At 59.5% G+C, this 14,158-nt stretch carries 9 protein-coding genes and 2 pseudogenes; all 11 read right to left on the bottom strand.

Features of this window, described 5'->3' with window-relative positions; all coding sequences use genetic code 11:
• Nucleotides 1-75: 75 nt before the first annotated feature.
• Nucleotides 76-357: pseudogene (locus tag AO277_RS29350) on the bottom strand (permease); the annotation flags it as partial.
• Nucleotides 354-3,752, bottom strand: a pseudogene (locus AO277_RS26815) (toxin VasX). The pseudogenes AO277_RS26815 and AO277_RS29350, both read right to left, overlap by 4 nt.
• A 293-nt stretch (nt 3,753-4,045) precedes the next feature.
• Entirely contained in the window at nt 4,046-4,816 is a 771-nt protein-coding gene (locus tag AO277_RS26810; RefSeq protein WP_005731522.1) for a DeoR/GlpR family DNA-binding transcription regulator, read from the bottom strand.
• A 39-nt stretch (nt 4,817-4,855) separates the two neighbouring features.
• A complete protein-coding gene (locus AO277_RS26805) occupies nt 4,856-5,542 on the bottom strand; it encodes an SDR family NAD(P)-dependent oxidoreductase (protein ID WP_044317781.1) in 687 nt (228 codons plus the stop codon).
• 54 nt (nt 5,543-5,596) lie between these two features.
• The gene (locus tag AO277_RS26800) at nt 5,597-6,721 is read right to left on the bottom strand and encodes a sialidase family protein (protein ID WP_044317780.1); all 1,125 of its coding nucleotides are present in this window, start codon (nt 6,719-6,721) and stop codon (nt 5,597-5,599) included.
• Nucleotides 6,708-8,123, bottom strand: a complete 1,416-nt coding sequence (locus AO277_RS26795) for a sodium:solute symporter family protein (protein WP_044317779.1) — start codon at nt 8,121-8,123, stop codon at nt 6,708-6,710. Before AO277_RS26795 ends, AO277_RS26800 begins: the two co-directional genes overlap by 14 nt.
• 78 nt (nt 8,124-8,201) lie before the next feature.
• On the bottom strand, nt 8,202-9,236 hold the full coding sequence (pdxA, locus tag AO277_RS26790) for a 4-hydroxythreonine-4-phosphate dehydrogenase PdxA (protein WP_044317778.1): 1,035 nt from the start codon (nt 9,234-9,236) through the stop codon (nt 8,202-8,204).
• Nucleotides 9,229-10,488 (bottom strand): four-carbon acid sugar kinase family protein, encoded by a 1,260-nt coding sequence (locus tag AO277_RS26785; protein WP_044317777.1) that lies wholly within the window; start codon nt 10,486-10,488, stop codon nt 9,229-9,231. Before AO277_RS26785 ends, pdxA begins: the two co-directional genes overlap by 8 nt.
• A complete protein-coding gene (locus tag AO277_RS26780) occupies nt 10,485-11,654 on the bottom strand; it encodes an iron-containing alcohol dehydrogenase (RefSeq protein ID WP_044317776.1) in 1,170 nt (389 codons plus the stop codon). The genes AO277_RS26785 and AO277_RS26780 overlap by 4 nt, the downstream gene beginning before the upstream one ends.
• A 10-nt stretch (nt 11,655-11,664) precedes the next feature.
• Nucleotides 11,665-12,543, bottom strand: coding sequence for a 4-hydroxy-tetrahydrodipicolinate synthase (gene dapA / locus AO277_RS26775; protein WP_044317775.1), 879 nt, complete (start codon nt 12,541-12,543; stop codon nt 11,665-11,667).
• Nucleotides 12,544-12,713: 170 nt separating this feature from the next.
• Nucleotides 12,714-14,039: an MFS transporter gene (locus AO277_RS26770; RefSeq protein ID WP_044317774.1), complete on the bottom strand. Its 1,326-nt coding sequence runs from the start codon at nt 14,037-14,039 to the stop codon at nt 12,714-12,716.
• Nucleotides 14,040-14,158 lie beyond the last annotated feature (119 nt).

Raw genomic sequence — 14,158 nt, 5'->3', positions numbered from 1 at the left:
TTTGGTCGGCATACATGCACCTCTAGCTACATGTTATGCCCGAACACAAAATTTCTGACAGTCTCGCACAGTTGGTTTTATGGTGTAGTTGTAGATGGTTTTTTGGCGGATGAGCAGGCCTATGAAGTAAGCCAGAACCCCTCCAAGGGCAAGTATCAAGCCCACTAGTAGAGGCGGGTTTTTTAAAAATACTTTCCAGCCCCCCCAAATAAAAATTGAGCTCCCGGTCAGATGAATTGCGGCAAATATGGACTGCGCTATCATGATTTCTTTAGGTGATTTAGCCAGCGTTTTTATTTTCCAGTTTAGAATGTCTCGGCCTTTTAGCAGGCATGGGGAGGGCGTCTGTTGAGTCATAAAGGAGTACTCTCTGCGACTTCCAGAGTCAGGGTGCCAATTCTGCTTGATGCCTGTACTTCAAGCTCCACAGCAGCCAAACCATCAATAGCGGTATCGCCCCTTGTGCCAAGCTCCATCTGAAACAGATAGCCTCTATCGTCCTCACCAGGATTGATCAGATTGTTCGGATACCAGATTTGCAGCTCAAGATACGTTGCGTCCTTGTCGAGCGGCACCCAGGTTTCCCAGATGAGGTCTTCGTTTTCAGGTGGCATGAGAGGATAGGTGAAATCTTCACTCGTCTTGCCAGCTTGCTTGTTGGTAAGCGTCCCGAACTGTTCGGCCTTCCTGAATTGTCCGCGGTCCAGAAACGCTTCATGCAGAGGGTCGTCTATTTTTTCTACAGGTAGCACTCCCCATGGTCGTTTGCTGCTGACGATGTTGAAATGCACAGATTGCCCGCGTAACAGATTGGGTAAGCGCACTTGTACCCCTGCGCCATTTTGTACGGCTACGCTGTAGTAATCGCCTTTGCCAAGGTAACGGTCTTCGTAATGCACGGTGCTTTTTGCATGGACCTGCGGAGATAATTGAATTTCCATCAGCGCGCGCACTTCTTCCTGCTCACCTTCGGCAGTCTCAGCGTAACGATAGGCTAGGGTTCTCGACCAACAGCACTTGCGTAGCCACCAGCCAACACTGTCTTGCTTGAAATAATTCAGGGCCATCGTAGCGATGAGATAAGTAAAACCAGTTGCCATCAAGGCTACGCTGAACCACGGATTCATCGCGATAATCGTAAAAACACCAGCGGGAAAAATGCCTGCCAATAACTGGGCTGCAGAACCCAATCCCATTACCAATACAGAAAATCCCTTAATGCCAATTCCGTATTCTTCTCCTGATGTTTTTGCTTCGTGAAAATCATCTGTGATATCAAATAGTTCAAGCGTAACTGCCGCTACCCCAAACCCACCCATTGCCACCATCGAAACCCTGAACCCACGTATTGCATCACCCCACGTCGCATTTCCCTTGGTTTTCCAATACGCACTGGACCTGTCCAGAATTGCCACATTCTTGCCGTCAATCAGCTCCGGCGTCGCATCCCTTATTACGCTTCAAGGTGCTTCAACAAACACCGCCATCAACAGATTGAAGCTGTAACCCAGTCCATACGTGACCTTGCCAATATCCTTGGCACTGAAGTCTCCATCACGAGTAACGTCCCGGTAAGTGAGCGCGGTATTGATGAAGTTGAGCATGATCACACCCCAAGTGATCGAGCCCGCAGTGCCGCCGAGTCGGTCGGTCCAGCGTTTGGCTTGGGCCAGCCAGTCCTTGGCCAGGGTTTTGCCGGACTGGAAGTACTGGCGAATCTCGTCCTGCAGTAATTTGGCGTATTCGTTGTTCTGGAAGTCGAGCAGAGCGGGGATGCTCAGTTCGTGGACGCGCAGTTTCTGTTTATGGGCGTGCAGGTTGCGAGCGGTGCTTTGGCGTGTGTTGTAGGCATTCGGATAGAGCCACCGGCGACGGGTATCGCTGATCTGCTTGTTGAGGACCTGCCATTCGCGGGTCCACTGTTTGAGCTTGGTGAATACCTGTTGATCGACTGCGATGCGTGCCGTCGAACCAAGCAAAATCTGGCCAATCAACAGGGTGCGAAGCAACGCGACGATGTTCTGCTGTTTGCCAAGGGCCATGCGGCTGTCGATGGGTACCCAGGCCAGCAGGATGCTCTCAAGCGTCGTTTTACCTGCGCCGCTGGCCAGTTCGCCGAGGGCTTTGAAGGTGCCCTGAACGGGTTGCTTCAGCGCCTTCATCCACGGTTTGTCGGCAAAGCCCTGGTGATTGAGGGCGCCATTGAGTTCGCCAATACGTGTAGCCAGGTTGGTTACGTCGCCAAGGCCGTTCAGCAGCGCGTCGGCCTCCTGGTGCAGTGCTTGTTTGAGGGCGGGTGAGAAGCCGTAGCGCAAGGTACCAAACAGCGTGCTGGCGTTGGCTTCCTGCTCGGCCAGCCAGGTGCTGGTTGCGCTGTCCTGGGCGTAAATGATCTGCAGGTTGAGCATGATCGTTTGCAGGTACAGCAGCTGTGTTGGACGGGTGGTATCGATAAACAGCTTGAGCGGGTCTGTGCCGATATGTGTTGCCCAGAGCTGAAAATCGCGTTGAGTGTCACGCACCTGTTGCAGCAGTGCGTCTCCGCTTGGCAGATGCTGTTGAAGATACTGACGCGCGCCGCTCAGATCGACCTCGCGTCGCCATTTGTGGCGATCTTTCCAGGCCTGCGCAGCCTCTTCGGTAGGGACGCTGCCGTAACGCGCTTCGATCGATTTGCGCATGTCCAGGCTTTTGAACATGTCCGGCAGCAGCAGAAAATCTCCGGGAACGTTGCTGCTGCTGATCTGTGCCTCTTCAAGGATGCATTGCTCGAAGTACGCTTCGACCTCGCTCAGGTACTGGTGCGTGCGAGCCGCATTGCCGCGCACCGACGCTGGCAGTTTTTGCGGGTCGCTCTCGGCACCACATAGTCCGGAGACAGTCTGGGCGATCTGAATCTTGTGTTCGTGCTCGGCTTGCCAGTCGCGAAAAGCCGCCTGATCAGCGGCCAGTTGCATGCCCAGATCATTGAAAACGGCCAGCGGGTCATCAAGGGCGATGAGCAGGGAACTGTCCTGATCGTCGACGCTGCCTTGCCAAAAAACATCAGCACCCAGTGGTGCCCATAACAGATGTGTTTCGGCGTCTTCCGACAGCGGGCGAGCAGTGGGGATCGCCGAGTCAGCGAAACGGCCGTCGTCGGCAACATGGCCCTTGTCGATGTCCGCCACGGCCTCGGCGATACGGTTCAACGGCAGGGTGTCCGGCTCGGCCATGGTGATGCAGTAGCTGGCCAGATCCAGCGCTTTCATCCACAGCGCACGGCTTGGGGCGCTGGAGCGCATATGCTCGCAAACTCGCCATGTCCATTGCTGCGGGGAAAAGGCGATGTGCAGTGTGTTACGTCGCGGGTAGAGCAGAAAGGGCTTGCCATCACTGGCGCCACTTCGCTGGTCATTGCCGATCTGCGCGTCCGTCCAGACAATGCGGCTCAGATGGCCGTTGTTTGCTGAAGCGACATATTCATGCAGCGTCCCGGCCGTTTCGTCGAACACATAGACGTAGCCATCGTACAGCTGGCGAAGGGTGTAGCTGCGTGTTTTCAGTGTCGGCATCAGCGCCCATTTGCCCTGTTTCGGCAACGGCTTCAGTTGCTCCGGCGCGGCGTCGTAGCGGGAGCGATCCAGCGCGTAGCGCACCGGCACGATGGCGACGTTCGGTCCTCTGAAAGGACAAAGGCTGGTGGCCGTCGCCGGAGTCTTGGGGAACAGTGCGGCGCGTCGTTGCTGGTGCGTGCCGTGCTTATCGGTCATGTGGGAAACTCTCTGCGCAGAAACGGGCAATTTCGCCCGCTGTATGCAGAAGTACATTCCAAGATGCATGCCGACAATTTTTTTATCTATTTAAAACAAATAGATAGCGTTTAAAGGTTTAAAAAAAGCTCAATGGCCAGACAAAAAACGCGAAATAGTGCGCAGGCTTTTGCGCATGTATGCGCAAGCTCGTTTAGGTGCTGGAGGGCTTTGTGTATGGGGCGTGACCAGTTTCAGCGTTCATGTGATGCGCAAGAATTTGCACATCACTGTTTTATGCCATGAGCGTGAAGTCAGCCCGGCAGGGCAATTTCCACCTGAATGCTTTTGCGCGCCTTGAAAGGGGTGAGCAGTGACTCGTCATCCACCGGGTTGGTGATCAGCGTCCAGGGCTGGCGCAACGGTGTCCAGTGCTGCTGACGCGCGCGGCCCAGCTTGGTGATGTCAGCCAGTACGAAAACCTGTGCAGCCCGCGCCAGCATGTTTTCCTTGAGGTACGCCTGCTCGGCGCTGGCCTCGCACAGGCCCAGTTCAGCCACCACACCGTCGGCACTGATGAACAGTTTGTCGGCGCTCAGGTGTTCCAGCGCTGCCTGCGCCGCCACCCCATAAGTCGACATGCTCGATGCCCGCAGTGTGCCGCCCAGCACGGTAATGCGCCCATCGGGTATCAACGCCAGATCGCTGAGTGCCAACAGGTTGTTGGTGATTACATGAAGCCCGCGTCGCTGATTGAGAATGTGCGCCAGCGCGCTGGTGCTGGTGCCGCCTTCAAGAAACAGTGTGTCGTGATCGTTGATATGCGCCAACGCGGCACGGGCGATGTCCATTTTTTCCTGGCTGTGCTGGCGGCTTCGCTCTTCCAGCGAGGTTTCCGGTTCGCGCTGGCCGACATGCGCCGCGCCGCCATAGGTGCGCAGGATCAAGCCATCTTCGGCCAGGGCTGTGAGGTCGCGGCGTACGGTGGCTTCCGAGACGCCGAGTTGGGCGCACAGCTCGTCCACATTGGATTTGCCGGAAAGAACCAGTTCGAGTATCGCTTGACGACGGTTGGCGACTTTCATTACAGCCCTTGTGTTAAAGCCTGGAAACGGGATGCAACCTTACAACGACGCACCGCCGCACACCACCAGGCTTTGCCCGGTAATTGCTCCCGCGTCGGGGCCAAGCAGAAACGCCGCCAGACCGGCGATTTCATCCGGTTGCACAAAACGGCCGATGGGCGGTTTTCGCGGTGGCGTGCCACTGCGTCCGGGGGCCAGCAACATGGGCGTTTCGGTGGCACCGGGGGCGATCAGGTTGACGGTGATGCCGCGTGGCGCCAGTTCGATGGCCCAGGAACGAACCATGCCTTGCAGCGCCGCTTTGCTGGCAGCGTACTGACTGCGCCCGGCCGCACCCTGCATGGTCCGGCTGCCGATCATCAGAATCCGCGAACCGGCGCGCAGCCGTGGGTACAGCGCGTTGACCATGTGACTGGCAGCGGCGACATGCAGATGCCACATGGCCTGGCCATCGGCGGCGTTCAGCTCGCCCAGCGGCGCGGTGCGCATGAAGCCTGCCGCATGGATCAGCGCATCGATGTGCTGCGTCTGTTGCAGCGCCTTGTCCAGCGCGGCGAAGTCATTGAGGTCGCACTCGCGCCAGGTGAAGTTCGGGTGTTGCAGGTCCGGCGCACGCCGGCTCAGACCGGTGACCTGCAGGCCCTGTTCCAGCAGGCGCGTGACAATGGCTTTGCCGATGCCGGAGCTGGCACCGGTGACGAGTACGGACTGAATCGGTTCGGGCATGACATGGGTTCCGCAAAGGTGCCGATCGGCAACAGGCCAATCGACGCGGGTGGGTCAGCGGATCGCGTTCAGCGGCAGGTGGACATGCTTGATCTTCTGCCGGAAGTAGGTGAACGCGACGTGCAGGCTGCCATCGGCAGCCTGAATGATGCTGGGGTAGGAGAACTCGCGATTGAGCTTTTCCTGCGAGTTGTTGGTCAGGCAGAAGCCGTCACCCAGCTCCAGGTCCAGCCGGGTTGGCCAGCTGTGCCCGCCGTCGCGGGAGATCGCCAGGCTCATCGGTGCGCGGGGGATGCCCCACACCGCTGCCTTGCCGTCCTGACGTGCGCCCGGTGTGACGCGGTCGTCGCCCTCATCCTCGATTTCGTCGTACAGCGAGGCCCGGCGCTGGGCGTGGCCTTCGGCACTGACCGGGTTGTAGACCAGGGCCAGTTCGTCGGTCGCCAGCTTCACGAACTGGATCGACGAGTTGTTGTTAGGCAGTTCGGTCGGCGTCGGGGCGCTCCAGGAGCGGCCACGGTCGGTTGAGCGGCTGCTGTAGATGAAGTCAGCCCAGCGGCTGCGGAACAGGCCGAGCAGGCTGCCATCCGGCAATTGATGAACATTCATGTGCACGCTGCCAGTGCTGTCCGGCACATCGTGGCGCGTCCAGCTGTGGCCTTGATCGGTGGAGATCATCACCGCGCTGACGTCATGGTTGCCGACCCACTTTTCGCCGGGCCCGGTGATGCAGTACCAGACCGGCAACAACCAGTCGCCGTTATCCAGCACCACCGGCGGCTGGCGCACAAAGGTGCCGGGCTCGTCGAACAGGATGTCGATCGGCCCCCAGCTTTGGCCGTTATCCAGTGACAGACGACGGCGGATGATGGCGGTCTCCTGATTGCCGGAAATCTGTGCTGTCCAGATCAGCCACAACGGGCCACCGGGTGCCTGGAACAGAATCGGGTTCTGTTCCGAGCGGGACGCATCTTCGGACATTTTCTGCGGCTCGCTCCAGACGCCGGTGGCCGGGTCGCGGCGCGAAAGCAGCACGAAGATGTCGGCCATGCCCTCCTGAGTACCGGCGAACCAGGTACACAGCAGCGTGCCGTCGGCCAGCTCGTGCAGGTTCGCGGCATGGTTCTGCGCGTAAGGCGTTGGCAGGAACGCGTCCTGGCGGGTATCAGCGGTTGGCATGGGGAACCTCGGTTTGAGCAGGTTTGGACGACGCGGACTGGGGCAGCAGGCGCTCGATGGCAATGACGATAGCCGGTGTCACCAGCGCGATATACATGTTGTCGATGCCGTAGGGGTTGTCCAGCAGATACCAGACGCTGGTGGTGATGGCTGAAGCGATCAACCCCAGGGTAGCGCCTCGGCCCGAACCGAAGAACGGCAGGTAGATCGCGATCATGGCGACCACGGCAATCGACAGCCGCAGGGCACGGGTAAAGAACGACAGGTTAAGGATCTCGGGCACGAAGAATACGAAGAACAGCGGCACGAAACCGATCACCAGTGCAATCAGGCGGGTGGTTTGGAACTCCTGATCCACCGACGGCTTGCGCCACGGCACGTAGAAGTCACGGACCACCAGCGAGGCGATGGCCAGTGCCACGGTGCTGACGCTGACGAAAATCGAGGCAACCAGCGAGATGGTCACCACGCCAGCCAATACCGGGCTCATCGATTGCAGGAAGATCGGCAGGGCGTACAGGCTGCTCATTTCCGGGTGCAGGTATTTGGAGGCGACACCGATGAAGCCCAGCGCCAAGGCAATCGGGATGCACAGCAGCGAGGCGTAGAAGGTCGAGCGGCGTGCCGCGTTCTGATTCGGGGTCGAGGAGATGGCCTGAATGATGAACTGCGTGGAGAAAATCGCGCCGACCGTGCCGATGATCCAGGCCATGATTTTCGAGCCGCCGATGGCCCCGTCCCACGTGAAGTAATGCTCGGGCATGTTCTGCACCACGGGGCTGAAGCCGCCGGTCATTTTCAGCGCCACACCCAGCACGATCAACACACCGATGTATTTCACGCCGGTGTGCAGGATGCTCATGTAGGCCACGCTTTTCAGGCCGCCGAACACGTAGTACAGCGTGCTGATGATCGCCGTAATGAACGCCGCGGTGGTCAGGTTTATTTTCAATACCGTGGCAATGGCTGCCGCGCCGCTGACGTAGTTGCCGACGTTCACCAGCAATAGCGCGTAGATCATGATGATCGAGACCGCGAGCTTGGTGGAGGTGCCGTGTTTTTTGGCGATGAAGCCGGAAATGGTGAATTCGCCGGAGCTGTACAGCTTGCGCGCCATCAGCAGGCCGAACAGCGGGAAGCCGATGGCTGCGGCGATCACCGACCAGGAGGCGGCGAAACCACTCTCGAATGCGGCCTGTGCCGTACCGACCGTCGACTTGGCACCGATGAACTCGGACATCATCAGCACGCCGACGACGAAGGCGGGCATGGTGCGCGAGGCGACCATGTATTGCTCGCTGGTCTTGCTGCGCAGGCGCATGCTCATCCAGGTGGTTATGACGATATAGACGACCACCATGCCGATGATGATCGAGGTGTCTTGCGCGTTGAAGGTATCCATCAGTCTCGCTCCATTGTTGTTGTTCTGGCGCGTTATGGGGTGCCGCTCGGTTAGGCCGCTGCTGTCAGTGCAGCTGCCTCAGACGGCGATGGAATTGCGGGTGTCGCGTTTACGGGTTGCCAGTTCCACGGCCTGACGCATGGCTTCGATAAGGCTGCGTTCGTCGGCAATGCCTTTGCCGGCAATGTCGAAGGCGGTGCCGTGGTCTACCGAGGTACGAATGACCGGCAGGCCGATGGTTACGTTGACGCCGGCTTCCAGGCCCATGACCTTGACCGGGCCGTGACCCTGATCGTGGTACATCGCAACCACCGCATCGAAGTCGCCACGTCCGGCGCGGAAAAACAGCGTGTCGGCGGGCAGCGGGCCTTCCACGCGCCAGCCGCGGGCGTGCAGTTCATCAATTGCGGGCTGAATCTTTGTGGCTTCCTCGCCATAACCGAACAGGCCGTTTTCCCCGGCATGCGGGTTGATGCCGCACACCGCGATCAACGGATTTTCGATACCGGCGCGGATCAGGGTTTCCCAGGCGCGTTCTATGGTGCGCTTGACCAGCCCTGGCTCGATCCGCGCAATGGCATCGATGATGCCGATGTGCGTCGTGACGTGAATGACGCGCAAGGTCGGGGTCATCAACATCATCGAGACTTCTTCGATGCCCAGCAGGTGCGCGAGCATTTCGGTGTGGCCGGGGAAGATATGCCCGCCTGCGTGCAGCGCTTCCTTGTTCAGCGGGGCGGTGCATATGGCGTCCAGCTCTCCGGCCTGAGTCAGTTGCACGGTGCGCTCGATGTAGCGGAAGGCTGCATTGCCGGCCACCGCTGACAGTTTGCCGTAGGGCAGGTCAGCGGGTATCAGGCCCAGATCGATGCAGTCCACCGTGCCCTGGATGAAACGGGCTTCTGCGGGGCTGGCGATGCTGTTGACGCGCAACTGGCTGCCGACGATGCGGTTGGCGTCTTCCAGGCGTTGGGCATCGCCGATCACCAGCGGACGGCAGGTGGCGTACACCGAGGCGTGGGTGAGCATTTTCATGATGATTTCCGGTCCCACCCCGGCGGCGTCGCCCATGGTGATACCAATGACGGGACGTTCAGACAGACGCTCAGACATAGGAAGCTTCCTCGTTGAAAGGGGTGCCGGTCGCAGCCGGTGCGTGGAGCATTTGCCAGGCGGTGAGTAAGGTGTCAGGGTTGCCGAACCCCCCGGCTTTGGTCACGACATTGAGCGTGTGTTTGCCCAGTCGGGCCTCGGCCAGAACCACGCCGGTGGCCAGTTCGCCAAACAGCGTCAAGCGTTTGATACCTGCAGCAATCAGAATCGCCCTGGCGGTTTCGCCACCGGTGGCTACCACTGAACCGGCATGGGGCAGGGCGGGTGTCAGCCACTGCGCCAGGGCGTTGCTCAACATGGCCGCCTGCGCCGGGTCGAGTTGTTGTTGATCGAGGCGTACCAGCACATCTCGCCCGGCAGCCAAGTGTTGTTGGAGTTGCAGGTGCGCTGCGGAGCGCTCGGCGTGCGCATCTTCATTGAGTAACGTTGCCGGTTGCAGTGTCAGGCACAGTGGCTTGCTGGCCTGTGCGAGCCGGTCGGCCTGGGCCTGGGAATGCCGGGACATGCTGCCCACCACGGTCAGCACCGGAGAACGCGGCTCGACCTTGATCGGCAAGGCTTCGGCCAGCTCAAAGGCGTGCGGTAGATGGCGAGCCAGCCCGGCCGAGCCGACCCAGAACAGTTCGTCATGCCAGGCCACCGATGCCTGGGCCAGTTGCAGCAGGTCACTGTCCAGTTGTGCATCGCAGACCAGCGCCTGCACACCCTGTTCAAGTGCGTTGCGCAATGTGGTTTTGAGCCGTGAAGAATCACGCAGGGTGTCCAGGCCGAGCCACTGGGTACGCAGGCCCTGCGCGACAAACAGATCCAGCAGGTTGCCGGTACCGTGCAGGTTCTCGTTGCGCCAGACATCGCTCTGATCGACTGGCACACCGTCAATCAATTGCACGCCCTGAACGGTCGTGCGTTTCATGGCCGGGAACGCCGGAGCGACCAGCGCCATGCCGCGCAGGCCTTGCAAGGCATCGACCTCACTGGCGACGTTGCCGCGCAGTGTGGAGTCGATTTTCTTGTACAGCGCCATACCGATTCGGGATTGCTGTTGCAGGGCTGCGCGGTTCTGTTCGGCGGCCTGTTGCGGGTCAAGGCGACGTGAGTCGGCATCAATGGCGATCACCCCCGACAAGTCTTTGGCATTGCCGGTCAGGACCACATGAGTGTCGATCCGTGAAGCAAAGTCCGCTGCGCAATCGGCTGCCCCCGACAGGTCGTCAGCAATGATCAGCAGGCCCGGAAATTCGGCGCGGCTCATGGCAGCAGGCACCGATACAGTTGCTGGATATCATCCAGGCTGAGGACTTTGGGGTTGTTGGTCATCAGGCGTGTGACCTTGGAAGCCGCTACCGCCATGTCCGCCAGATGCTCTTCGGCAACCCCGAATTCACGCAGGTTCTGTGGGATGTTCAGCACCTGGGTCCATTGGCGAATCTGTCCGATCAGCTTGTGGGCAGCGGTCTCGTTACTGTCGTCCTGCTGTGCCACGCCGCAGACCAGTGCCGCACGCTTGAGGCGTTCGGCGCAGCTGTCCAGGTTGAAAGCCATCACGTGAGGCAACAGCATGGCGTTGGCCACGCCGTGGGTGACGTGAAACTTGCCACCCAGCGGGTAAGCCAGTGCATGCACCGCTGCGGTTCCGGCGGCGGTCAGCGCCAGGCCCCCATACATCGAGCCCAGCAGCATGTCGCCACGTGCGCGAACCGATTCCGGTTGTTGCCAGGCTTCGACAATGCTGCCTGCGATCAGGCGCATCGATTCCAGCGCAAACGCATCGCTGATCGGGTTGGCCTTGGTGGAGATGAAGGACTCCAGCGAGTGGGTGAAGGCATCCATGCCGGTCGCGGCGGTGATCGGGCGCGGCAGGCTGAGGGTCAGCAGCGGGTCGAGAATGACCAGCGTCGGCAGCAGATGACGGCTGACGACGCCTATCTTCAGTTCTTCATCGGGCAGAGTGACGATGGCATTGGGCGTCACTTCCGACCCCGTACCGGACGTGGTCGGGACCAGCACCATAGGCTTGCCGGGGTGAGTCACCTTGTCGATGCCCAGCAGGTCTCTGAGCGGCGTGTCGTTGGTCAGCATGACGGCGAACAGCTTGGCGGCATCCAGCACGCTGCCCCCACCAATCGCGATCAGGGCGTCCGGGGCGTGCGGCGCAACATCCTCGCGGAATACCCGCTCGATATTCTCCAGCGTCGGTTCGATTTCGACGTTATCAAGCATGTGAACACGGATATTCTGCGCACTGAGTTGCTCGGTGACGCGCTGGGTAACCCCCAGGTTATGCATGGCGTTCTGAGTAACCAGAATTACGCTTTTGACCGGCACATCGAGCAGCGGCAGTTTTTCGCTCAGCAGGTCGAGGCTGCCGGGGCCGTGGAGCACATGTTTCACAGTCTGGAAGTGGTAAGTAGCAGACATCGCGATTACCTCAGGCTTGGCGGTAGACGGCCAGCAGCTTCTGGAGTTTTTCCAGTGCGGCGGCATCGAGCGGCTGCACGGGCGCACGGCACGGGCCGACCGGGACATTGAGCAGTTGCGTTGCGGTTTTCAGCACCACCGGCATGGTGCCCAGCGCGAAGGCATCGCGCAGCGGGCGCAGGGCTTCCTGCGCGGCACGGGCCGCTTCGTGGTTGCCTGACTGGAAGTTGTTCCAGATCGACATGACCACCTCCGGCACGGCGTTGGCGGTTGCGGCAATAGCGCCGTCACCGCCAGCCAGCAGGCTCCAGTAGATCAGCGAGTCGGTTCCGGCGAACACCGCAAAGTCGTCGCTGCGGTACTGCATCATCTGCACCAGTGCGTCGAAATTGCCGGCGCTGTCCTTGATGCCCTTGATCTGCGGATGCTGGCTGAGGGTTGCCACGGCACCGATGCCGATCGACATGCCGGTCTTGGCCGGGATGTTGTACATCATCAGCGGCAGCTCGGCAGCGTCGGCGATGGCGGTGTAGTGCTTGATCAGTTCGGACTGGCTGATGGCATTGAAGTACGGCGTGATGATCGACAGGGCATCTGCGCCCACATCAATCATCTTTTTGTTCATTTCAATCACTTCGTGCGTGGCGAACGCGCCGGTACCGACCACAACCGGCACACGTCCTGCCACGGCTTCGACAGTGATTCGAGCGATTTTGAGTTTTTCCGATTCGGAAAGGGTGAAGAATTCGCCATTGGTGCCCAGTACGAAAAGCCCGTGAACGCCTGCATTCAGGAGGTTTTCGATCAGATTGCGCAGGGCTTGCTCGTCGAGTTGCTGATCAGCGGTGAAGGGTGTGACCAGAGCTGGAATGATGCCGCGAAATTGCATGGCCAGGTTCTCGTTTTATTTTTAGTAAAACGATAATGATTGAATCAATCATTGCTGGCAAGCGTTCTGATCGTTTTTTTCATGTTTGGGTAGGGTTTCTACCTGAAAGTGATAGGTTCAATCAAAAAGCCAGGCACATGGCCTGGCTCAAGAGAGCGGTGTGGTTAAGTTCAGGCGGTCGCCGCAACCTTGCCTGCCGATTGACGACTGACCCGCAAGGCCACCAGGCTGCCGACGATGGTCAGCGCGGCCAGCGAGTACAGCGCCAGAGTGGTCGAGCCGGTCTGGTCCTTGATCCAGCCCACCAGATACGGGCTGAGGAAACCTGCCATCTGGCCGATCGAGTTGATCAGCGCCAGCCCGCCCGCTGCAACGCTGGCGCTGAGCAGTGCGGTTGGCAAGGGCCAGAACATTGGCAGGCTGGTGAGGGCACCTATGGTCGCGATGGTCAGGCCGAGAATGGCAATGATGGGCACTGTCGCGAAGTTGGCGGCGATGATCAGGCCCGTGGCGCCCATCAGCATCGGCACCACCAAATGCCAACGACGCTCATTGCGCAGGTCGGCGGAGCGGCCGACCAGCAGCATGAACACGCCTGCCATCAGGTAAGGCACGGCGCTGATCCAGCCGATCACCAGGGCATCGCTGAAACCGAGGTTCTTGATGATTGACGGTAGCCAGAAGTTGATTGCGTAGACACCGCTCTGAATGCAGAAATAGATAAAGCCCAGAATCCATATGAACGGCATGCTCAGCACCGAAGCCACCGAGCTTTTACCCTGCACCGGACGGCTCAGTTCATCGTTGGTGATATCGGTCTTGACCCGCTGGCGCTGCTCAGGCGTCAGCCAGCGTGCGTCCTCGACCTTGTCACACAGCAGAACGAACGCCAGCACACCGAGCGCCACGGTCGGCAGGCCTTGAATCAGGAACATCCACTGCCAGCCCGCCATGCCGCCCTGACCCGCGGCGAAATGGTTAAGGATCCAGCCGGAAAACGGACCGCCCAGCAGTCCGGAGACCGGAATGGCCGACATGAACAGTGCCATGATCCGTCCGCGACGCTGGTTCGGATACCAGCGCGAGAGGTACAACACGATGCCGGGGAAGAAGCCGGCCTCTGCCATGCCGGTCAGAAAGCGCAGGACGTAGAACTCGACTGGCGTGGTGACGAACAGCAGGCAGGTCGAGAAGATGCCCCAGGTAATCATCATCAGGCCGATCCAGCGGCGCGGCCCGAAGCGGTTCAGCGCCAGATTGCTGGGCAAGCCGCACAGCACGTAGCCAATGAAGAAGATACCGGCACCGAGGCCATAGACCGTATCGCTGAAACTCAGGGCGTCGAGCATCTGCAGCTTGGCGAAACCGACATTCACGCGGTCCAGGTAATTGAACAGGTAGCAGATGAAGATAAACGGGATAAGGCGCAGCGTGATGCGACGGTAGACATGATTGCCGTCAGCGTCGCCCGCCTCGTGGGTCGAGGTAGCGGTCATGGCGTGTGTTCCTCTGTGCTTGTTGTTTTTATGCAGCTATGGAGCTGTCAGGTGCACTGCCGATCATAGGGTGGTGCCCATGAAAACGCTTTGGGGTTTTGCACGGCTGTGGAGGGCGT

The organism is Pseudomonas amygdali (assembly GCF_002699855.1).
Lineage (GTDB): Bacteria > Pseudomonadota > Gammaproteobacteria > Pseudomonadales > Pseudomonadaceae > Aquipseudomonas > Aquipseudomonas amygdali.
Note: the sequence above shows the minus strand (reverse complement) of the source record. Positions and strands in the feature narration are given on the sequence as shown.